Genomic DNA, 20993 nt, shown 5'->3' on the forward strand with positions numbered 1-20993 from the left:
TCTGTTGGCTACAGCTTCCGCCAGCGGCGGCCCGTGGCACTTCGGGCAAACGGCCATCAGCCACTGGTACCGCATCGGCCGATCGGCCGATGGTGGGATGGCCAGCCGGCCAGCGGGCAAGTCAGCGCCGATCGCCTACTGTCATGGGGTGTCCACTCCAGCCTGGCGCGAGCGCGCGCGTGACCTCCGGGACTGGCTCGGTATCCCCGGGCTGGTCCTGCTCGTCGCCCTGCTCTTCGACGTGCTGGTTGTCGTCGCCAACCTCACCGCCGGCTCGGTACGCGCCGAACTGTTCCCGCTCCTCGGCATCTTTGCCTTCGTGGCCTGCGGATTCGCCGCACCGCGCCGGCCGATCCCGGCCGCCCTACTCGGCGCGGCGGTGCTTGCCGGCAGCGGCTACCTGTTATTCGAGCTGGACATTGGCGTGTTCTCGGTGTTCATTGCCGGGATCTCGACATCGCAGACCGTTGCCGGAGTGCTCCTTGTCTACTACTGCGCCGCCCGCGTCGCGCCGTTGCGCGCGACCATCGCGATCGTCGCCCTGGTCGGCGCCGGGTTGGTCGCGTTGCTCGGTGAGACCGAACGGGCGAGTTCCGGGGGGCGCAGCGACCTGGTCAGCTCGCTGCTGTTTGGTGCACTGGCGCTGATCGCTCCACTGATCGCCGTCTGGCAGTACCGTTCGGCGGACGCGCCGGCCAATTCGGGCAAGGTCGGCGCACTGATCGGTAGGCAGTGGCCACTGATCGGCATGCTGTCCTTTGTTTACTTCGCCGAACTGAGCTCGAGTGTGGACGAGCTCTCCCCGTGGAACGCCTCGATCCTGCTGCTTTCCGGGCTCGCCTGTGTCGCCGCCGTACTCGCCACCGTGCAGCCGGTGCGCTCCGGCTACGCGCTCGCGGCCATTATCCCCGCTTCGAGCGTGCTGCAGGTCGGTCTCGGCGTGGAGCAGTCGGGCATGACCACCCACGGCGTGCGGTTGGCGCAGATCGTGGCTGGGTTGGTCGTGGTGACCTACCTGGTGCGTGGCGCGACCCCGCTGGTGGCGATCCGGCAGATCACGCTGATGTCCGCAGGGGTGGCGGCTGCCGTGCTGTTCGCGATGGCGAGCCGTGGGCTGCCGGCCGCACCGGACTTTCTGCCGCAGATCATCCTGCAGGCAATGTTCGCGCTCGGCGGCGCGGTGGCCGTCGGGTTGTACTTCCGGGCGCGCGACTCCGAACGCAACAAGTCGGTGGTCGCCGCCGTGCGGGATGCTCAGCATGCCGAGCGAATGGCACTGGCGAGGGAGTTACACGATGTGGTCGCCCACCAGGTCACCGGGATCGTGGTGCAGGCGCAGGCGGCCAAGCATGTGGCGGACAGCCGGCCGGAGGCGGCCGCGCAGGCGTTGGATCGGATCGAGGAAAGCGGCCTGGCCGCGCTGACCGCGATGCGCCGGCTGGTGGGCAGTATGCGTGGCGAGGCCAGCGGCGCGGGGTCGGCGAGTGCCGATACCGCGATGGAGGAGGCGTCCACTGACTTCGCCGGCGACCTGCGGGATCTGGTTGAGCAGTGGCAGCGGGACTCCGGGACGCGGGTGGAACTGACGGCGGAGCTGGGGTTGCCGGTGCCGCCGGAGGTTTCCCGCTCCGCGCTGCGCCTGGTGCAGGAATCACTGACGAATACCGGCAAGCATGCCGCCGGCGTGACGGCGGTTCGGATACTGGCCAGTTGTAGTGATTCCGAGCTGCATCTGCGGGTGCACGACGACGGGCGGGCAACCAAGGATGCGCCCGTTGGTGGTTCGGGCGGGTACGGCATCGTGGGCATGGCCGAGCGCGTCGAGCTGCTTGGCGGCTTGTTCACGGCGGGGCCGGCGACCGGTGGCGGCTGGCAGGTAGAGGCGTGGCTGCCACGCACGGAAGGACAGCGGTGACGATAAGGGTGCTGATCGCCGACGATCAGGAAATGGTGCGCATCGGGTTCCGGATGATCCTCGAAGCGCAGGAGGAAATGGAAGTCGTCGCGGACGTCGCCGATGGCACTACCGCGGTGGCCAAGGCAAGGGAGCTGCGGCCGGATGTTTGCCTGCTGGATATCCGGATGCCGGGGCTGAACGGGCTGGAGGTCACCAGGCAGCTGGCTGGGCCGGATGTGGCCGACCCGTTGAAGGTCGTCGTGGTCACCACGTTCGATCTGGACGAGTACGTGCACGAGGCCCTGGGCGGCGGGGCGAGCGGGTTCCTGCTCAAGGACGCGGGACCGGCGCTGCTACTCGAGGCGGTACGCGCCGCGGTGCGCGGCGACGCGATGGTTTCCCCGCAGATCACCGTGCGCTTGCTGAAGCATTTCGCGCCATCCGAGGCCAAACAGCGGTCCGTCCCCGAACCGAGTGAACCGCTGACCGAACGCGAACGCGAGGTAGTCGTGGAGGCCGCGCGCGGGCTGACGAATACCGAGATTGGCACCGCGCTGTACATGTCGCTTTCCACCGTGAAGACGCATCTGGCTTCGGTGCAGGCGAAGATCGGCGCGCGCAACCGGGTGGAGATCGCCGCGTGGGCATGGCGCTGCGGGCTGCTGGACGACGGATCCTAGTTGTAGCGGGGCGCTCGCATGCTGATGAAGTAGTCCCTGGTTGGCTTGGCGTGCAGGAAGTACAGCGTGATACCGAGCAGCACCACCTGAACCAGGTTGAGCAGAATCGCGAAGCCGCTGTCCAGGCCGGCGGTGAGATTCGGCAGGGTCAGCACCAGCCAGATCGCGCCAAGCACGGTCAGCGTAATCCGCGCCCAGTTCCGGCCCCTGTGCGTGCGCTGCAGCAACCACAGCCACAACGCGGTCAGCACCAGGCCGATGATGAACGTCATGGTGGTCACCGTATTGGTGAAATCGCTCAGCTCTTCGGTGCTGAGCTGGGCGCCCTGGCCAGCGAGTTCGGACTGCAGCAGCGCGATGTCCTCATCGCTGACCGAAAAGGTGGAAAGGGCGATCGTCAGCAGCCCGCAAAGCACGGTGGCGATACCCGCGCGCAGGGCCCAGACGAGGGTGGTCGGCACGGAAACCTGCTGTTGATCCGACGCGTTCGGCAGCGGCGGCATGCGATCGAAGTTCCCAGGGTCGAACGATGAGTTCATCACGATCTTTCCGTCGACGGTGGGGTCGATTGTACCGGTGATCAGCCATGGTCGAGCCGCCCCGGTCGGCCCGACCATGACCGGGTTAGCCCGAAGCCTGGGTGGGTCGTAGCGCACATCCGGTGTTGATCGTCGTAGAGTCGAATCGTGGAACCGTTGCGTTCGTTGATTCTGGCCGCCGCGCGCAACAACGCGGTGCGTGATCTCGTCGCCTCGGCGCCGGGAACTCGGGCGTTGGTCGAGCGGTTCGTCGCCGGGGCGGACACGGCGAGTGCGATCGAAGCTGGCCGCGGGTTGGTCGATGCCGGCCTGTCCGTAACCATGGACTACCTCGGCGAGGACACCACGGACGCCGCGCTCGCCGAGCAGTCGGTGCAGGCGTACCTGGAAATGCTGGATGCCCTGCGGGTCACCGGCATTGCCGGACAAGCCGAGGTGAGTGTGAAACTTTCCGCGCTCGGCCAGCGGTTTGACGAGTCACTCGCACTGGCGCTCGCCGAGCGGATCTGCGCGCGGGCACAGCGTTGCGGCACCACCGTGACGTTCGATATGGAAGATCACCGGACCACCGATTCGACCCTGCGCATCGTCGGTGCGCTGCGGCGCGAATGGCCATGGGTCGGCGCCGTACTGCAGGCTTACCTGTATCGGACGGCCGCTGACTGTGCCGCGCTCGCCGGTCCGGAATCCCGCGTGCGGCTCTGCAAGGGTGCCTACGCCGAGCCGGCCGATGTGGCGTATCCGGACCCGCACGAGGTGGATCTCAGTTATGTGCGCTGCGCCAATATCCTGCTCGCAGGGGATGGCTATGCCATGTTCGGCACGCATGATCCGCGGCTGGTGCGGATCATCACCGAGCGGGCCCGTTGGTACGACCGCAAACCGGGAAGTTATGAATTCCAAATGCTGTATGGGATGCGGCCACAGGAGCAGCTTCGGCTGGCAGGTGAAGGCGAGAAGGTGCGTGTCTACCTGCCGTACGGCCGGCAATGGTACGGATATTTGATGCGCCGACTGGCCGAACGCCCCGCGAACCTGTCCTTCTTCCTGCGTTCGGTGGTCAGTCGCCGGTGACTACGAACTCAGGCAAGGCGAATCCGGACCGCGTGGTCTCCGAGGGGATCACCCCGTTCGCCGTGGCCAGCGCGGTTCGCTCGCTTGGCGACGGCACGTACACCGCGAATCTGCGCCCCGAATGGGCGGTCGGCAATAAGCCGCATGGCGGCTTCCTGCTCGCGCTGCTCGGTCGGACCGCGCTCGGCCACCTCGCCGAACATGGTGACCGCTCGGCCGAACCGCTTGCGGTCAGCGCGCAGTTCCTCCGGGCACCGGAGTTCGGGCCGGTGCTGCTGCGTGCGGACGTGCGAAAGATCGGCCGGCAGGCCACGGTGCTCGCGGTGCGGTTGGAGCAGCGCGGCCGCAGCTGTGTGGAAGGCGTTGTGACGACCGGACGGCTGCCGACGCAGCGGCCGGCGTGGACGGATGCGCCGGCGGTGCCGCTCGCGCCGCCGGCTGATGCGGTGGACTACGCGAAGCACGAGACGTTGCGGGTGTTCAAGCTGTCCGCCGGTTGCGAGATCTTCCTCGATCGGGCGATGGCCGGGTTCCTCGACGGTGCCGCGGAACAGCCGCCGCAACTGCGGCTGTGGACCCGGCCGCGCGGTGCACAGCCCGACCCCCTGTTCGCGTTGGTGGCTGGGGATATCTCGATGCCGGTCACGTTCAACCTCGGTCGGCTGGGGTGGTCGCCGACGGTGCAGCTGACCGCGCTGCTGCGGGCCCGGCCGGCGCCCGGCTGGTTGCGGGTCGAGGTCGCGGCGCGCTCGGTACACGGCCAGTGGTTCGACTCGGACGCGACCGTGTTGGATTCCGCTGGTCAGCTGGTCTGCCAGGCCCGTCAACTAGCCCTGACCCCAGCCATCTGAACTAATCCCCCGCCCGTTGAATTATCGCGTTCAGCGGGCTAACCGTTGATTTGGACTCGCGTTTAGCGGGCTCACTGTTGATTTTGGGGCGAGTTCAGCGGGCTAACCGTCGTTCGGGCGGTGGATATCGGGTGGTTAGGCTTCGGCGTTATGACGAGGATCGCGGTACTTGGAGCGGGCAAGGTAGGGGAAGCGCTGCTGGCCGGTCTGCTGAGCAGTGGCCGTAGCGCGGATGACCTGATGTTCACCGAGCGCTACCCAGAGCGCGCCGCCCAGCTGACCGAGCAGTACGGCGTGTCCTCGGTCGGGGTCGCCGAGGCGGCCAAACGCGCGGACGTCCTCGTCGTCGCGGTGAAACCACAGGACATCGACCCGCTGCTGGTCGAGCTGAACGAGTTGATCACCACGCGAACCCTGGTGGTCTCCATGTGCGCCGGGCTGCCCACCCAGCTCTACGAGCGGTGCCTGCCGGCAGGGGTGCCGGTCGTGCGGGTAATGCCGAACACTCCGATGCTGGTCGGTGAGGCGATGAGTGCCGTTTCCGCCGGTACGCACGCCACCGAGGAACACCTCACGCTGGTCGAGGAGATGCTGGGCAGCGTGGGCAAGGTCGTCAAACTGCCGGAGGCGCAGCAGGACGCGGTGACCGCGCTGTCCGGTTCAGGACCCGCCTACTTCTTTTACTTGGTTGAGGCGATGATCGACGCGGGCATCCTGCTCGGGCTGCCGCGGGCGGTCGCCGAGCAGCTGATCATCCAGTCGGCGGTGGGGGCATCCACGATGCTCGCGCGCACCGGTCAACACCCAGTAACCCTGCGTGAGGCCGTTACCTCGCCAGGGGGCACCACCATCAACGCCATCCGCGAGCTGGAAAAACATGGTGTACGAGCCGCGCTACTCGCTGCGATCGAAGCAGCTCGGGATAGGTCCGTTGAGCTTGGCAAGGCGCACGAAGAGGACTGAATCCGGCCACCCGGTGTCACGGTCTTGGACCGATCGAGCCACAGCGGTCGCAGGAGTCCCACTGGTCCCGCTACCCTCGAACGAGCACGTGCGTGTCGATACCGTCGGTGGGGAAGCCGACGGCGCGACACGTGTCGAAGGACACGGTGAACTTCATGCCGGCGGACAACAGTGGTTCGCCGCGCAAACTCGGTAAGTCGAGTTCGCGCGGCAACGCGGACAATGCCGATACACCTGCGCAAGCCCAGGTGCAGTTTCTCACGGTTGCCGAGGTGGCCAGCCTGATGCGGGTCTCCAAGATGACCGTATACCGACTTGTGCATTCCGGTGAGTTGCCGGCCGCGCGCGTCGGCAAATCTTTTCGAGTGCCCGAGAAGGCGGTGCACGCGTATCTCAACAGCGCCTACTTCGACGTTGGCTGAGAACCGGCCACTTCGCGGACTCGAGCAGCGCAGAGCCCCGCGTTCGGGTGAGTTGGCGCGCGGGTACCCTGGGAAGTCGCTCGTACCCGGTGTGCTGGTCGCGCTCGGCGGCAGGTCGAAGCCCCGGCATCGGGTGCATCTAGACCAACGAAGAAGTTAGGAACGTCCGTGGGCTCTGTGATCAAGAAGCGCCGCAAGCGCATGTCCAAGAAGAAGCACCGCAAGCTCCTCCGTAGGACGCGCGTGCAGCGTCGTAAGCAGGGTAAGTAAGCCCGCTCCGTGGACGAGTCCGTCGCCCGGCTGCTTCGGTAGGCGCGCGGTCCGGCACAGCTGGACTGCCACAGCCGAACTGGCCGGGCGATTTCCGCGCCGAACCCGCGGATCTGGCCACCTACGCCATCCAGTTGTAACTGGCGGTAGCTTCGCCGAAACATACCGGGCGTAGGGTGGCAGCTATTGCGGTAGTTCCACCGTTGGAGGGCGGATGGCGGCGAAGGTCGTGCTGGTCACCGGGGTGGGCGGGCAGCTTGCCGGCAGCCTCGTCGCGCGGCTCGCCACCGACCCGGATATCGAGCGAATCATCGGTGTGGACACCGTAGCCCCTTCGATGCGCCTACTCGAACGAATGGGTAGGGCGGAGTTCGTTCGAGCGGATATCCGTAATCCACTGATCGCCAAGGTGATCAGTAACGCCAAAGTGGACACCGTGGTGCATGCCTCGTGCACCGCGCATCCCGCAGGGCCTGGTCGCCGGACGGCGATCAAGGAAATGAACGTGATCGGCACCATGCAGTTGCTCGCGGCCTGCCAGCGTTCGCCACAGGTCCGCAGGCTTGTCGTCAAATCCACCGCCGCGGTTTACGGCGCGAGTTCCCGCGCGCCCGCGGTCTTCGACGAGGACGCGAACCTGATCCCGGCCTCCTCCAGCGGGTACAGCAAGGATGCCGTCGAAGTCGAGGGCTACGTACGTGGCTTTGCCCGGCGTCGCCCCGATGTGGACGTGACCGTCGCCAGGTTCACCAATCTGATCGGCCCTGCCGTCGACACGGTGTTGACCCGATACTTCGCGCTCCCGGTTACGCCGTCCGTGTTCGGCAGCGACGCGCGAATGCAACTGCTGCATTCGGACGATGCCCTCGCCGTACTCGAACGCGCCACGTTGACTAGCAAACCGGGCGTATTCAACGTCGCGGGTGATGGCGTGCTGACTCTTTCGCAGGCGATCCGCAGGGCGCGCAGGGTAGAACTGCCGGTGCCGAAGTCCGTGCTGCCGATGACCGGCCGCATGTTCCGCGGCCTGCCGCTGGTGGACTTCTCGGCCGACCAGCTGCAACTACTCAGCTTTGGCCGGGTGGTAGATACGACCAGGCTCAAGCGGGACTTTGGCTACACGCCTGGCTACACCACGGGCGAGGCCTTCGACGACTACGTGACCGGCCGCGCGCTGCGCCCGACCGTCAACGTTTCCTGGCTGCGTGGCCTGGAACGCCGGCTTGGTTCGGTGCGGCAGCGGACAGGCGACGCGGACACCGGGGAGTGACTGTTATGGGCGAGGCCGAAGTTATCCCGTTGCACGGTCCGGATCGAAGGACCCGTACCGAGGAGCGAGAGCGCGCCGACGCTCATATGTCCGATGTGGACCCAGAGTCGACCCGAGTGCGCGCGGCGGACAACCGGTTGCCTGACCTTGCCGAGTTGATCACCTTTGTCCGGCGACGGTTGTCCGGCGCCTATGACGTGGACGAGTTCGGGTTCGACAAGGACCTCACCGACAACGTGTTCTACCCGCCATTGCGGTTGCTCGCGGACAAGTGGTTCCGGATGGAGGTCTCCGGGGCGGAGCATCTCCCGGCCGATGGCGGTGCCCTGGTGGTCGCGAACCATTCCGGCACCCTGCCGCTTGATGCGGTGATGACCGGCTTGGCCGCGCACGACGCGCATCCGGCGCACCGGCATCTGCGGATGCTCGCCGCCGATCTGGTTTTCCAAGTGCCGGTGCTTGGCTCGCTCGCCCGCAAGTCGGGGCAGACCCTTGCTTGCCATCCGGATGCCGAGCGGTTGCTCAACGCGGGCGAGTTGGTCGGGGTTTGGCCGGAGGGCTTCAAAGGCATCGGTAAGCCGTTCGCGGACCGGTACAAGCTGCAACGCTTCGGCAGAGGTGGGTTCGTGTCGGCGGCGCTGCGTACCGGTGCGCCGATCGTGCCCTGTTCCATCGTCGGCGCCGAGGAGATCTACCCGAAGATCGCGGATATCAAGCCGCTGGCCCGGATGCTTGGTGTGCCGTACTTCCCGGTGACCCCACTGTTCCCGCTGCTCGGCCCGCTTGGCGTGCTGCCGTTGCCGACCAAGTGGTACATCGAGTTCTCCGCGCCCATCGAGACGGCAGAGCTGGGTGGCTCGGGTGCCGCCGAGGATCCGATGCTCGTGTTCAACCTGACCGACCAGGTACGGGAACGTATCCAGCAGATGCTCTACCGGCGACTTGCCCTGCGCCGTGGGGTCTTCCGCGGCTGACGGCGTTACATACCGCGTTTGCGGTAGGCCATTCCCGCGGCGACGGCGCCGGCGACCGCGCCCGCGCCGAGTACCGAAGGGACGCCGATCTTGGCCGCCTTGCGCCCGGTCCGGAAATCGCGGACTTCCCAGCCGCGCTTCCTGGCGACTTCGCGCAGCCCACCGTCCGGATTCACCGCTACCGCCTTACCCACGACCGAGAGCATCGGCACATCATTCGAGGAATCGGAGTACGCCGCGCAGCGACGCAGATTCAGCCCTTCGCGCGCGGCCAGCGCGCGTACCGCATGGGCTTTTGCCCTACCGTGCAGCAGTTCGCCGACCAGCCTGCCGGTGAACACGCCGTCCACGCTTTCCGCCACCGTGCCGAGCGCGCCGTTGAGTCCAAGCCTGCGCGCGATGATCGCGGCGAGCTCCACCGGCGTCGCCGTCACCAGCCATACCCGTTGCCCGGCGGCGAGATGCTGCTGCGCGAGCGCATTGGTGCCCGGCCAGATCTTGTCTGCCATCAGCTCGTCATAGATCTCTTCGCCGTTGTTCACCAGCTCATCGACCGAACGCCCGGCGATGAAGGAGAGTGCCTGCTCGCGGACCGCGCTCACATTGTTCGCGCTTTCCCTGCCCATGATCCGGAATTTCGCTTGCTGCCAGGCGAAATCCGCGAGGTCCGAGGCAGTGAAGTATTTCCTTGCCGCGAGCCCGCGGGCGAAGTGGAAGATCGACGCGCCCATCATCATGGTGTTGTCCACATCGAAGAAGGCGGCCGCCGTGAGATCGGGCGTTGCTTGCGGTTCGGCCGCGCCTTCGGACTGGGCGGCGTGCTCCATTGCGACGGCTGCCTCGGCAGACGCCTCCCCGGTGAGCGCGGCTAGTCGTTCGAGCTCGCGCCTGTTGCTCTTGCCGCGCCTGGGTGACACCGCACCTCCGTCGCTTCGTGCCCGGCGGGTGGCTGTTCCGGGGGCGAGGTCCGTCCGGAGTCCACTAGTGCTGACTCCAGCGGCGCTGGCCCCATTGCGAACAGGGTAGCGAGATTAACGGAGAAGGGTTGTTCGGTATCACCGGCTCGCCGGTCCGAGCAGCCCTGGCAGTAGCCGAGGCAGGTTGAGGAGTTCGCCGAGATCGGCGGGTGGCCTGGTCTCGTTCTCGCTCGGCGCGCCGGGCGGTTCCGGAAACGAAGGAGGCCGCACCGCCGGCGGTTCAGTGATCGGCGTCGGCGAAACCACCTCGGGCGCGGGCGCCCGCGTTGGCGCAGGGGGCGTGATTGGCTTCGATGGGTCTGAATCGGGTGTGGCCGGAGTGGGTGGCTTCGCGGTGCTACGCACCGCCACCGGGGGCGGTGGGGCCGGCGGCAGGTCCGCTCGCTCCGGCGTACCGCGCTGGCAAGACCCGGTCGCGGGCAGCGCGCCGAGTTCATCGGTGCTTGCGGAGGTAATCCGACCGCAGGGCATCCGCGCCGCGAGCGTGCTTGCCCGTTCCTTGATCCGGTCGAGCAGCTCGGACATATCCGCCTGTGCTGCCCGTGCCATGGGCGGCAACGAGGTGGGCATCCCGCGCAGCTTGGCGGACTGGGTGTGAACCCAGTTGCCGAGCCAGCGCAGCTGGGTCCCGTCGGTATTGGTCGCGACGCTCGTCAACGTCCTGGTCCCGGCGGTCGCCGCGGTGCTGAAGTCGGTGAGCGCGCGCCGGTAGCTGGCGCGGTCCGTCTCCGGCGCGCGAGTGAGCAACGCCAGCTCGTTCAGCCGGCGGCCGGCATGGGTGAACTGGGTGCGGGCCTGGCTGTCCGCATCGCCACTGAGCGCCAGTTCGATCCGTTCGGTCGCGCGTTTCAGCGCGTACAGCGACTCGCCGGGTAGCGCGTCCTTGGCGAGTAGCAGTGCGGGGACGCCGAACAAGAGCAGCACGGCGGCCGCGACCGCGGTGCCGAGCCCGCGCCGCCGGCGGCGGGCGCTGGGTGGTTTGGCTCGGGATGGCTCGGCGCGGGGAGCGGGATCGGCGATGTCGGCGGCGATCCGGGACTTGGTACCCCTGTCCGGCTCGGTGGCCGAGCCCAGTTCCCGCAGGGCGCCTACAACGGCCAGTTCCCGGTAGAACTCATCGGTCGGCTGGGGATCCAGACGGGACTGTTCCGCCACGGCACGCGCGAAGCGCTCCTGCCGCGCCTGTTCCGATCCGGATATCCCGTTGTCGCTCACGGTGCAACCCAGCCCGTCGGTTTCCCTGCATCCGCCCTCGTATGCAGCAACGAGCAAGCCGGCGCCAGCGTTACGCCCCGGCCACTGGTTGGCGGTTCCGGGTGTGTGCCCGGCTCAGATGCTTTCGGGGAGCAGCTGGGCGAGCCTGCGGACTGCCCGGTGTTGCAGGGCTTTGATCGCGCCCTCGTTACGCGACATCACGGCGGCCGTCTCGGCGACCGAAAACCCCTGCAGGAACCGCAGCGTGATGCATTCACGCTGGTCATCGCCTAGCTGGGCGATACATTCGAGCAGCTCGGTTTTGGTGATGCCGGCGAGCACCTGTTGTTCTGGACCTTCGTGCACGGTGCCGGGGTCGTTCGGATCGGCGGTAGCCACCTCGAGCCGAAACCGGCTGGATTTCACGTGGTCCAAGACGAGGTTGCGGGCGATCGTGACGAACCAGGCGCCGACGTCCCTGCCCTGGTAGGTGATCGAGCCGATACGCCGCAGCGCCCGCAGGAAGGTCTCGCTGGTGAAGTCCTCCGCAAGCTCGCGTTCACCGAGCCGGAAGAGCACATAGCGGTAGACCACGCCGACATAGCGGTCGTAGAGCGCGCCGAACGCGCCGATATCGCCGCGCTGGGCGGCGTGCACCAGTTGCCAGCCCTCGAGAAGCTGGTCGGATTCGGGCGCGGCCGCGGCCGGTTCTGGTTCGACTCGTTGTGGGGTACTGCTTGGCGCTGTGCGCCGGATCGGAGCTGCGGGCAGTGGTGGTCGGACACCGGCCGTGGCATCGAGGACGGCAGTGTGCGTGGCGCTCATCGTTCGCTCGCACCCCCGTTGTGCTGTTCGCGGTCCCCGCCGGCCAGCGAGCCGGTCGGGGCGTGGCCTTGCCATCTGGATGACATTCGTATCGGGCGCAGCATACGACTTATTACTTGATAGTAGGTAGTCGGCGGGAGGGTGAATCCGGAGATTGTTGGCTGACCAGCGGGGATGCTGTGACTGGCGACACACCGGCTCGGCGGTTGCTGGTTCGTTGTCGTTGCCGGCGGGTACTGATCGGTGCCGCTCGCGTGGATTGCCCGACGGTGCCGGCCGGGCTGAGGGACACTGGAGACAGGAGCACGAAAGGGTGTTGCGATGAGCGGTGTAGCCGACCCACCGGCTGAGGGGACCACCAGCGGCAATATCGCCGACCTGCTCGCGGACGCTGCCGAGCGGGTGCCCCGGCACCTCGCGCTGGTCAGTGGCCCACTCGACGGGTCAGGTGCCGATCCTGTCGAACTGACCTGGTCAGATGTCGAACTCGCGGTCAACGCCGAGGCAACGCGCCTGCTCGTCAGCGGGATTCGCCCTGGAGATCGGGTGCTGCTTGCCTTGCCCACCTCGGCCGAGTTCGCGATCAGCCTGTACGCCGCCGTGCGCGCCGGGGCGATCGCGGTGCCGGTTGGCCCGCGAACGCCGGTCGCCGAGCTGCGCCGGCTGATCGGTGACTGCGGCGCCAGCGTGGTCATCGCCAGCGCGTCGATCACCGACTTGGGTGAGCTCGAACCAGGCGTCGCACTCCTGCCGCCGCCCGACCCGGGAGCCCGGGGCGAAGGAATCGCGGCGGTTGGTGGCGGCGAGGACATCGCCGTGCTGAGTTACACCGCGGGGCCAATCGGTCGACCGCGTGGTGTGCGGTTGTCGCACCGAGCGCTGCTGGCGAATGTCGCGCAGTGCGCAGCGGTGAAGCCGGCGCCAGTCACCGCGAACGACCGGGTGCTACTCGCCGTGCCGATCTTCCACGCCTATGGGCTGGGGCCCGGGCTGTTGCAGACGACCGCGGCTGGGGCGAGCGCCGTGCTGCTGGACCGGTTCGACGTGGAAACCGCGTTGCGCGTCTGCCGCGACCGGCGGATCAGCACGATCATCGGTGTGCCGGCGATCTACCAGGCGTTCAGTGAGCGCACCGATGCCGAGCTCGGCGAGGCGCTCGCCACCGTGCGGCTGATGACCTCGGGAGCGGCACCGTTGCCCGCTTCGGTGCTCACCGCGCTGCGCAGATCGACCGGGCTGGCCGTGTACGAGGGCTATGGGCTCACCGAGACCGGCCCGGTGGTGACCTCCACGCTGGTTTCTGGCGCGCCGAAGGCCGGCTCGGTCGGTCGGGCATTGCCCGGCATCCGGCTGCGGCTCAACGATATCGACGGTCGCCCACTCGACGAGGACGACGAGGACGCGGGTACCGGCAGGGTCGCCGTGCAGGGCGCGAACCTGTTCAGTGGCTACTGGCCGGACGGCGCGCACGGCCCGGATGCGGACGGCTGGTTCCAGACCGGCGATGTGGGCTACCTGGACGCCGACGGCGATCTGCACCTCGTGGACCGCGCGGGAGACCTGATCATCGTGAACGGGTTCAACGTGTATCCGCACGAGGTGGAGCTGGTGCTCAGCGAGGTCGAAGGAGTAGCCGAGACGGCCGTGGTCGGCGTGCCGGACGAGCGAACAGGGGAACGCGTGAAGGCCGTGGTGGTGCTCGCGGACGGCGCCGAGCTGGACGCCGAGCGGTTGCGGGCGCACTGCGCGGTTTGGCTGCCGAAGTACAAGGTGCCGCAGGTGATCGAGTTCGCCGAGGCGCTGCCACATTCGGCGACCGGCAAGCTGCGCCGGGTGGCGCTGCGCGGCGCGGGCGTGGATACCCTTGGGCCGTGGTCGACAGATCAGTAACCGTGCTCGGTAGGCAGGGGTGTCCGGCTTGCCGGCAGGCGGAGGCGGACGTCCAGCGAATCTGTGCCGAGCTGGGCGTCGAATGGCATGAGGTGGACGTCGACACGGATCCCGAGCTGCGTGCGGAGTACGGCGACCGCGTCCCGGTGATCCTGGTAGACGATGTGGAACACGGTTACTGGAAGGTCGAGGAGCAGCGCCTACGCGCCGCGCTGACCAGCTGAGCGCGCTCGCCACCCGTCGCCGTGCGCGCCCAAATATCGCGTTCAGCGGGCTAACCGTCGATTATTTAGCGTCTGCAAGTAATTTGGTTTAGCGGGCTAACCGTTGATATTGGGCCGGCGGAAAAGGCTACCGAGTCCTTACGGATCACCGGGTGCGCTCGCCGTGCCGGCGCTGACCGGGGTGCAATGGAGTTATGTCCAGTAGTGCCGAACCCGGCAGCGCGATTTCCGGCGGAGGACAAGGCCTGGACCCGTCCAGCGCCCAGTCGCCACGGTTGTCCGGGCCGATCGCCGCGTTGATCGGCGTGCTCGCCATGGCTGCCGCGCTCGCCGTTGGCCAGGTGATCGCGTTGTTCGTCGGCGCGGGTGCCGCGCCGGTATCCGCCGTCGGGGACGCCGCGATCGACGCCGCGCCAGCCTGGCTGAAGGACTTCGCGGTACGTGCCTTCGGCGAGGCGGACCGCGTCGTGCTGCTGCTCGGTATGGGTGTGGTGTTGCTGCTGCTCGCCATGCTCGCCGGGCTGATCTCCCGCCAGCGGCCGTTCCCTGGCGCGACCCTGGTCGCGGCCGCCGGGCTGGTGGGCATTGTCGCCGTACTCACCCGGTCAGAGCTCGGCCAGCTCGCGGTGCTGGCTCCGCTTGGCAGCCTGGTGGGCGGCGTCCTGGTGTTCCGCTGGCTGCACCGGCTCGCCCAGGCGCGCGGCTATGCCGCTGACGCCGCCGAGCGTGCGCTGTCGCGGCGGGTATTCCTGCGCGCAAGCGGCGGTGTCGCACTGGGCGCGGTGGCGTTCGGTGGTATAGCCCAGTGGCTGCTCGGCCGCGGCGATGTCACCGGCTCGCGCGCGGAGTTGGGCAGGGTCGTACCGGATCAGCCAGCGCCAGCCATTCCGCCCGGCGCGGATTTCGTGGATGCCGGTACCCCGCCGTTCATCACCCCGAACGCCGACTTCTACCGCGTCGACACGGCGTTCGTGGTGCCGCAGGTGCCCGCCGAGCAGTGGCGGCTTCGGGTGCACGGCATGGTGGACCGGGAGCTCAATCTGACCTTCGAGGACATCCGCCGCCGACCGCTGCGGGAGCGCACGATCACCATGTCCTGCGTCTCCAATGAGGTGGGTGGGCCATACATCTCCACCGCCGATTTCACCGGCATTCCGCTCGCCGATCTGCTGGCCGAGGCCGGTGTTCGTTCCGGCGCCGAGCAACTCTTCTCCACCAGCTCGGACGGTTACACCGCGGGGACCGACCTGGCCAGGCTGCGTGACCCGGCAGACGGCGCGATGCTGGCGATCGGGATGAACGGGCAACCGTTGCCGGTCGAGCATGGTTTTCCGGCCCGGATGGTGGCCCCTGGGCTGTACGGCTACGTGTCCGCGACGAAATGGGTGGTGGACATGGAGTTGACCACGTGGGCCGCGCGCACGCCTTACTGGCTGACGCGTGGCTGGGCGCGCGAAGCGCCAGTGAAGACGCAGTCGCGGATCGACTTCCCCGCGGAGTCCGCACAGGTGCCGGTCGGTCGCGTGGTGGCAAGCGGCCTCGCCTGGGCGATGCCGAGGCGGATCACCGAGGTGCAAGTGCGCGTGGACGACGGCCCGTGGCTGCGAGCCGAGCTTGGCGCCGAGGTCAGCGGGCACACCTGGCGGATGTGGCGGATCCCGCTGCGGCTCGGGGCGGGCGAACACCGGCTAACCTGTCGCGCGGTCGATGAGCGCGGCCAACCACAGACGGGCGAGCTCGCCCCCGTTACCCCGGACGGTGCCACCGGCTGGCACACCGTGCAGGTTACCGCCAGCTGACCGCGTTCAGCGGGCTAACCGTTGATTGCTTAGCGTCTGCAAGTAATTTGGTTTAGCGGGCTAACCGTTGATTTTCAGCGGCCCGGCCGGGTGTTGTGTGACCCACAGGTCGGGCGGCCGCTGGGCTGGCGGGTGGGTGTGCGACGAGCGACGACGGCTGGTGTGTGTGCCTGCTACCTCGTCGAATACTGGGTGCGGCGGTTCGCCGGTGCCGGCCGATCGGTGGGCACGACGTTGTGTGGCGCGTTACCCGTACCCTGCACGATTTTGTGCATGTGTTCACAAGTGGATACCGTGTTGTCCAGCAGCCATGACACGCCAGACGCCGGGAGCCTCCCCCAGCCGGCGCCGGGCGACATGGCGGTAGCTGCTTGATCGACGAACCCCAAGGAGTAACCAGCGTGGCGGCACAGCGGGGCCAACGTGGCGGGCCTGGACGCAAGTCGGCCGAATCCGCCGCGCCCGTCGGCTCGGGGGCACCGGCGGCGAGCGAGGTCACCACGCCGATGCCGGCGGTGGATGAGCAGCGCGCCCGGTCCATCCCGGAGGCCGCGGTCGCGCGGCTCGCCGTCTACCTGCGGGTGCTCAGCGCGATGGCCGAGCAGGGTGCTACGACCGTTTCGAGTGAAGAGCTCTCCAGCTCGGCCGGGGTGAACTCCGCGAAACTGCGCAAGGACCTCTCCTACATCGGCTCCTACGGGACGCGCGGGGTCGGCTACGAGGTCGACGTACTGGTCGGGCAGATCGAGCGCACGCTTGGCCTCACGCACAACCACCAGGTCGCGGTGGTCGGCATCGGTAACCTGGGACATGCGCTGGCCAACTACGGCGGGTTCCCCGGCAGGGGGTTCCCGGTAGCCGCGTTGTTCGACGTGGACGAGGACCTGATCGGTGTACCGGTCGGCGGGCTCGCGGTGAACCACATCGACGAGATCCCGCTGGTCTGCGCGCAGCGTGGCATCTCGATCGGGGTGATCGCGACGCCACCGGCAGCCGCGCAGGCGGTCTGTGACCGGCTGGTCGCCGGCGGCGTGGAGAGCGTGCTGAACTTCGCGCCGGTGGTACTGCAGGTGCCTGAACACGTCGAGGTACGCAAGGTGGACCTGGCGGTCGAACTGCAGATCCTGTCGTTCCACGTGGCGCGCAGGGCGGATGACGACGAAGAGACCGAACCAGCGGCGAACGGTCAGGCGAAAGGTGTGGACCGGGTGGTGATCGGGCGATGAGCATGCTGGCCATGGGCATCTCGCACCGTACGGCCGACCTGCGAATGCTGGAAAAGGTCGCGGTGCCAGCCGGCGAGGTGGGCAAGTTCGCCGGCGAGCTGCTCAACGGCGCACATGTCTCCGAGGCGATGGTGGTCGCCACCTGCAACCGGCTGGAGATCTACGCGGTCGTGGAAGCGTTCCACGGTGGCCTCGCCGAGATCGCCGATGTGCTGGCCAGGCATGCCGGAGTGGACACCACGGTGCTCTACGAGCACAGCTACGTGCACTACAGCGCGGCCGCGGTGGACCATCTGCTCTCGGTCACCGCCGGTCTTGACTCCATGGTGGTGGGGGAAACACAGATCCTCGGGCAGGTACGCGCCGCCTACAACACGGCCGCCGAGGCCGGCACGGTTGGACGCGTACTGCACGAGCTGGTGCAGACCGCTTTGCGGGTGGGCAAGCGGGTGCACAGCGAAACCGGTCTCGACCGGCTCGGTGCTTCGGTGGTATCCGAGGCGCTTGGCGAGGCCGAACTGGTACTCGACGGCCTTGCCGGTCGTCGGGCGCTGATCATCGGCGCGGGCGCGATGGGCGGCCTTGCCGCAGCGCGGTTGCGCCGGGCGGAGATCGGCACGGTCACGGTCGCCAATCGCACCAAGGCAAACGGGGTGCGGTTGGCTGATTCGCTGCGCGAGCAGGATATCGAGGCGAGCGCGGTTGGCCTCGACGATCTGCCGACCGAACTGGCCACCGCGGAAGTGGTGGTGTGCTGCACGGGTGCGACCGAGGTCGTGCTCGGCACCGCGGAGGTTCGCCCGCGAACCTCCGGTGACCCACTGGTGATCTGCGATCTTGGCCTGCCGCGCGATGTGGCTGCCGAGGTTGCCGAGCTGCCCGGCGTGCGGGTGGTTGACCTGGTCACGGTGCAGCGCAGGCAAAGTGAACTGGGCAACGCGCCGGATACCGAAGCGGCGAAGGCGATCGTGGCCGACGAGGTTCGCGGCTACCTTGCCGGGCAGCGATCCGCTGCGGTGACGCCCACCGTGACCGCACTGCGGAAACGCGCGGCCGAAGTCGTCGATGCCGAGTTGTTGCGACTGGATTCGCGGCTGCCCGAGCTCGACGGTGGCGTCCGCGATGAGCTGACCAGAACGGTACGGCGGGTAGTGGACAAGCTGCTGCACACGCCGACCGTGCGGGTGAAGGAACTGGCGTCGGAAGCTGGGGGAGTGGAGTACGCGGACGCGTTGCGGGAGCTGTTCGGGCTCGATCCGCAACTGCCGGACGCGGTGTCCGCGCCGAAAACGACGTCGAGGAATCTGCCGAACGCGAACGGCAATAGGTCCAAAATGGACGGTGGCGACGAGTGAATCGATCGATCAGGATTGGCACAAGGTCGAGCACGCTGGCATTGACCCAAACCAATCTCGTTGTACAGCGCCTTGAACAGGCTGGCGTGGACGTCGAGGTCGTGACGGTGTCCACCCCAGGTGATCAGTCCAGCGCGCCGATCACCGAGATAGGCGTTGGTGTGTTCACCTCCGCGTTGCGCGAGGCGGTTGTCTCGGGCGAGGTGGATGTCGCGGTGCACTCGTACAAGGACCTGCCGACCGCGCCGGATGTTCGGCTCTCGCTCGCGGCCGTGCCCGAGCGTGCCGACCCGCGGGACGCGCTGATCGCGCGGGACGGCCTGACTCTCGGCGAGTTGCCAACCGGTTCTACCGTTGGCACTGGCTCGCCGCGTCGAACCAGCCAGCTGGAAGCACTTGGTCTCGGGTTGAACATCGTTGGCCTGCGGGGGAATGTGGAGACCCGCATTCGCAAGGTCACCGATGGGCAGCTGGATGCCATCGTGCTCGCCAAGGCAGGGTTGGACCGGATCAACCGGTCCGAGGTGATCACCGAGGTACTCGATCCGATCCAGATGCTCCCCGCGCCCGCGCAGGGGGCGCTCGCGGTCGAGTGCCGAGTCGACGATGTCGACATCGAGCACCTGCTTAGGTCCTTAGTGGACGACGAAGCCACGCGGGCAGCGGTCTGTGCCGAGCGAGCCATGCTGGCCGCGCTCGAAGCAGGCTGCAGCGCGCCCGTTGGCGCATTGGCCGATGTAGTGGAAGACCTCGTTGAGGACGAGACCGGCGAAACCCAAGTGGTGCAACGGCTTTCGCTTCGCGGGGTCGCCGCCGCGGAGTTCGCGGGAACCTCCGGGGCGGCAAGCTCCGTGGAGGTACTGCGGGCGTCGGCAACCGGTGACCTGACCGCAGCAGAGCAGCTTGGCCGGGCGCTTGCCGCCGAGCTGCTCGATCTCGGGGCCGGCGCGCTGTCCGGCCCCGGACGTAGTTGAATAGGAAGTGCATTCATGACCCGTGCACGGAAGACCACTGGGCGAATTGCCTTTGTGGGCTCGGGCCCCGGCGATGCCGGATTGCTTACCGTACGTGCGAAGGAACTGCTGGCGAAAGCGGAACTCGTCGTCACTGATCCAGACGTGCCAGCTGGCGCGCTCGCGGTGACCGGGGGAGACGCCGAGGTGCGTCCCGCCGTTGGCGAGCCAGGTGATGTGGCCAAGGATCTGGCCGCCGAGGCCAAGGCCGGCCGGCTGGTTGTTCGGCTGGTCGCCGGCGACCCGCTCACCCAGTCCGCCGTAGTGGCCGAAGTCCACGCGGTTGCCAAGACCAGCGCCATCTTCGACGTGGTGCCCGGTGTCGCGCCAGGCACCGCGGTACCCGCCTACGCGGGGGTGGCGCTCGGTTCGGTACACACCGAGGTTGACGTTCGCTCGGAAGTGGACTGGCGTGGATTGGCGGCAACGCCAGGAACACTGGTGTTGCACGCGACCGCGGGACATCTCGCCGAGGCAGCCTCCGCGCTCGTCGAGCATGGCCTCGCGCCGCAGACGCCGGTCGCGGTGACCGCGGACGGCACCGGCACCGGCCAGCGCACCGTGGAGTCCAAACTGGCCTCGTTGTCGCAGGATGCCGGCGAGCTGCCCGGACAACTGGTCGTGACCGTGGGCAACGCGGTCGCCGAACGGTCCAAACTGTCCTGGTGGGAATCGCGTGCACTGTACGGCTGGAAGGTGCTGGTGCCGCGCACCAAGGATCAGGCCGGCGAGATGAGTGATCGGCTTCGTGGTCACGGCGCGATCCCTTCTGAGGTACCGACCATTTCGGTTGAGCCGCCGCGTAGCCCCGCGCAGATGGAGCGTTCGGTCAAGGGCCTTGTGGACGGTCGCTACCAGTGGGTGGTGTTCACCTCGACCAACGCGGTCCGCGCGGTATGGGAAAAGTTCGAGGAGTTCGGCCTGGACGCTCGTGCGTTCTCCGGCGTGAAGATCGCCTGCGTCGGTGAGGCAACCGCGGAAAAGGTGCGCTCCTTCGGCATCCTGCCCGAGCTGGTGCCCGAAGAGGACCAGTCGAGCGAGGGACTGCTCGCGGTGTTCCAGCCGTACGACGACGTGCTTGACCCGGTGGATCGGGTACTGCTGCCGCGCGCCGATATCGCCACCGAGACACTGGCCGCCGGGCTGCGCGAGCAGGGCTGGGAGATCGACGACGTCACCGCCTACCGGACCGTGCGCGCTGCCCCGCCGCCGGCCGAGACTCGCGAGATGATCAAGACGGGCGGCTTCGACGCGGTGTGCTTCACCTCCGCGTCCACGGTGCGCAATCTCGTTGGTATCGCGGGTAAGCCGCATGCGCGCACCCTGGTTGCCTGCATTGGCCCGAAGACTGCGGAAACCGCGCGGGAGTTCGGGCTACGGGTGGATGTGCAGCCCGAGCAGCCGCAGATTCCGCTGCTGGTCGACTCGCTCGCCGAGCATGCGGCCAAACTGCGTGCCGAAGGTGCGCTGCCGCCGCCGCGGAAGGCAAAGCGCGCCCGCCGCTAACGTTTCGTACTGGCGGCTTCCGGTCAATGATCAGGCCGGAAGTC

At 67.7% G+C, this 20993-nt stretch carries 20 protein-coding genes; 16 read left to right on the top strand and 4 right to left on the bottom strand.

Annotated features, from left to right (window positions below; translation table 11 throughout):
- Nucleotides 1–4 precede the first annotated feature (4 nt).
- Together EV191_RS14300 and EV191_RS14305 are read left to right on the top strand one after the other, a co-directional pair.
- Complete coding sequence (locus tag EV191_RS14300; RefSeq protein ID WP_132877535.1) at nt 5–1915, top strand: sensor histidine kinase; 1911 nt, start codon at nt 5–7, stop codon at nt 1913–1915.
- Complete coding sequence (locus tag EV191_RS14305) at nt 1912–2577, top strand: response regulator (protein WP_279388430.1); 666 nt, start codon at nt 1912–1914, stop codon at nt 2575–2577. The genes EV191_RS14300 and EV191_RS14305 overlap by 4 nt, the downstream gene beginning before the upstream one ends.
- On the opposite strand, the gene EV191_RS14310 is transcribed toward EV191_RS14305, so the two are convergent.
- The gene (locus tag EV191_RS14310) at nt 2574–3116 is read right to left on the bottom strand and encodes a hypothetical protein (RefSeq protein ID WP_132877536.1); all 543 of its coding nucleotides are present in this window, start codon (nt 3114–3116) and stop codon (nt 2574–2576) included. The two genes, EV191_RS14305 and EV191_RS14310, sit on opposite strands and share 4 nt — an antisense overlap.
- A 147-nt stretch (nt 3117–3263) precedes the next feature.
- Here EV191_RS14310 and EV191_RS14315 point away from each other — a divergent pair, with 147 nt between their 5' ends.
- The 7 genes from EV191_RS14315 (at nt 3264) to EV191_RS14345 (ending at nt 8940) form a co-directional block, all read left to right on the top strand.
- Nucleotides 3264–4190, top strand: coding sequence for a proline dehydrogenase family protein (locus EV191_RS14315; RefSeq protein ID WP_132877537.1), 927 nt, complete (start codon nt 3264–3266; stop codon nt 4188–4190).
- Entirely contained in the window at nt 4187–5041 is an 855-nt protein-coding gene (locus tag EV191_RS14320) for a thioesterase family protein (RefSeq protein WP_424565458.1), read from the top strand. Before EV191_RS14315 ends, EV191_RS14320 begins: the two co-directional genes overlap by 4 nt.
- A gap of 150 nt (nt 5042–5191) precedes the next feature.
- The gene (gene proC, locus EV191_RS14325) at nt 5192–6004 is read left to right on the top strand and encodes a pyrroline-5-carboxylate reductase (RefSeq protein WP_132877539.1); all 813 of its coding nucleotides are present in this window, start codon (nt 5192–5194) and stop codon (nt 6002–6004) included.
- A gap of 248 nt (nt 6005–6252) precedes the next feature.
- Nucleotides 6253–6426, top strand: a complete 174-nt coding sequence (locus tag EV191_RS14330; RefSeq protein ID WP_132877704.1) for a helix-turn-helix domain-containing protein — start codon at nt 6253–6255, stop codon at nt 6424–6426.
- Between the two features lie 168 nt (nt 6427–6594).
- Nucleotides 6595–6696 (top strand): 30S ribosomal protein bS22, encoded by a 102-nt coding sequence (locus EV191_RS14335; protein ID WP_005453035.1) that lies wholly within the window; start codon nt 6595–6597, stop codon nt 6694–6696.
- A gap of 214 nt (nt 6697–6910) precedes the next feature.
- Nucleotides 6911–7966, top strand: a complete 1056-nt coding sequence (locus tag EV191_RS14340) for an NAD-dependent epimerase/dehydratase family protein (RefSeq protein WP_132877540.1) — start codon at nt 6911–6913, stop codon at nt 7964–7966.
- A gap of 5 nt (nt 7967–7971) precedes the next feature.
- Nucleotides 7972–8940: a lysophospholipid acyltransferase family protein gene (locus tag EV191_RS14345; RefSeq protein ID WP_132877541.1), complete on the top strand. Its 969-nt coding sequence runs from the start codon at nt 7972–7974 to the stop codon at nt 8938–8940.
- Nucleotides 8941–8945: 5 nt separating this feature from the next.
- Here the strand turns inward: EV191_RS14345 and EV191_RS14350 are convergent, their stop codons facing one another.
- The 3 genes from EV191_RS14350 to EV191_RS14360 all read right to left on the bottom strand — a co-directional run bounded on the left by EV191_RS14350 (nt 8946) and on the right by EV191_RS14360 (nt 11936).
- Nucleotides 8946–9857, bottom strand: coding sequence for an HAD family hydrolase (locus EV191_RS14350; RefSeq protein WP_207894533.1), 912 nt, complete (start codon nt 9855–9857; stop codon nt 8946–8948).
- A 138-nt stretch (nt 9858–9995) separates the two neighbouring features.
- A complete protein-coding gene (locus EV191_RS14355; RefSeq protein WP_132877542.1) occupies nt 9996–11132 on the bottom strand; it encodes a DUF5667 domain-containing protein in 1137 nt (378 codons plus the stop codon).
- 114 nt (nt 11133–11246) lie between these two features.
- The gene (locus EV191_RS14360; RefSeq protein ID WP_132877543.1) at nt 11247–11936 is read right to left on the bottom strand and encodes a sigma-70 family RNA polymerase sigma factor; all 690 of its coding nucleotides are present in this window, start codon (nt 11934–11936) and stop codon (nt 11247–11249) included.
- A gap of 321 nt (nt 11937–12257) precedes the next feature.
- Here EV191_RS14360 and EV191_RS14365 point away from each other — a divergent pair, with 321 nt between their 5' ends.
- The 7 genes from EV191_RS14365 to EV191_RS14395 all read left to right on the top strand — a co-directional run bounded on the left by EV191_RS14365 (nt 12258) and on the right by EV191_RS14395 (nt 20949).
- Nucleotides 12258–13826, top strand: a complete 1569-nt coding sequence (locus EV191_RS14365; protein ID WP_132877544.1) for an AMP-binding protein — start codon at nt 12258–12260, stop codon at nt 13824–13826.
- Nucleotides 13808–14050: a glutaredoxin family protein gene (locus EV191_RS14370; RefSeq protein ID WP_132877545.1), complete on the top strand. Its 243-nt coding sequence runs from the start codon at nt 13808–13810 to the stop codon at nt 14048–14050. The genes EV191_RS14365 and EV191_RS14370 overlap by 19 nt, the downstream gene beginning before the upstream one ends.
- A gap of 194 nt (nt 14051–14244) precedes the next feature.
- The gene (locus EV191_RS14375) at nt 14245–15849 is read left to right on the top strand and encodes a molybdopterin-dependent oxidoreductase (RefSeq protein WP_132877546.1); all 1605 of its coding nucleotides are present in this window, start codon (nt 14245–14247) and stop codon (nt 15847–15849) included.
- 401 nt (nt 15850–16250) lie between these two features.
- Nucleotides 16251–17075, top strand: coding sequence for a redox-sensing transcriptional repressor Rex (locus EV191_RS14380; protein WP_243658960.1), 825 nt, complete (start codon nt 16251–16253; stop codon nt 17073–17075).
- On the top strand, nt 17072–18430 hold the full coding sequence (locus EV191_RS14385) for a glutamyl-tRNA reductase (protein ID WP_132877547.1): 1359 nt from the start codon (nt 17072–17074) through the stop codon (nt 18428–18430). The genes EV191_RS14380 and EV191_RS14385 overlap by 4 nt, the downstream gene beginning before the upstream one ends.
- A complete protein-coding gene (hemC, locus tag EV191_RS14390; protein WP_132877548.1) occupies nt 18427–19404 on the top strand; it encodes a hydroxymethylbilane synthase in 978 nt (325 codons plus the stop codon). Before EV191_RS14385 ends, hemC begins: the two co-directional genes overlap by 4 nt.
- 15 nt (nt 19405–19419) lie before the next feature.
- Entirely contained in the window at nt 19420–20949 is a 1530-nt protein-coding gene (locus EV191_RS14395) for a bifunctional uroporphyrinogen-III C-methyltransferase/uroporphyrinogen-III synthase (protein ID WP_132877549.1), read from the top strand.
- The last annotated feature ends 44 nt before the right edge of the window (nt 20950–20993 follow it).

Origin of the sequence: Tamaricihabitans halophyticus (assembly GCF_004340875.1) — a bacterium.
Lineage (GTDB): Bacteria > Actinomycetota > Actinomycetes > Mycobacteriales > Pseudonocardiaceae > Tamaricihabitans > Tamaricihabitans halophyticus.

What these genes read in the sequence shown, in the direction of transcription:
- EV191_RS14310 (WP_132877536.1), bottom strand. Translation starts at nt 3,116, where the DNA reads ATGAACTCATCGTTCGACCCTGGGAACTTCGATCGCATGCCGCCGCTG.
- proC (WP_132877539.1), top strand. Translation starts at nt 5,192, where the DNA reads ATGACGAGGATCGCGGTACTTGGAGCGGGCAAGGTAGGGGAAGCGCTG.
- EV191_RS14340 (WP_132877540.1), top strand. Translation starts at nt 6,911, where the DNA reads ATGGCGGCGAAGGTCGTGCTGGTCACCGGGGTGGGCGGGCAGCTTGCC.
- EV191_RS14345 (WP_132877541.1), top strand. Translation starts at nt 7,972, where the DNA reads ATGGGCGAGGCCGAAGTTATCCCGTTGCACGGTCCGGATCGAAGGACC.
- EV191_RS14360 (WP_132877543.1), bottom strand. Translation starts at nt 11,936, where the DNA reads ATGAGCGCCACGCACACTGCCGTCCTCGATGCCACGGCCGGTGTCCGA.
- EV191_RS14365 (WP_132877544.1), top strand. Translation starts at nt 12,258, where the DNA reads ATGAGCGGTGTAGCCGACCCACCGGCTGAGGGGACCACCAGCGGCAAT.
- EV191_RS14375 (WP_132877546.1), top strand. Translation starts at nt 14,245, where the DNA reads ATGTCCAGTAGTGCCGAACCCGGCAGCGCGATTTCCGGCGGAGGACAA.
- EV191_RS14385 (WP_132877547.1), top strand. Translation starts at nt 17,072, where the DNA reads ATGAGCATGCTGGCCATGGGCATCTCGCACCGTACGGCCGACCTGCGA.
- EV191_RS14395 (WP_132877549.1), top strand. Translation starts at nt 19,420, where the DNA reads ATGACCCGTGCACGGAAGACCACTGGGCGAATTGCCTTTGTGGGCTCG.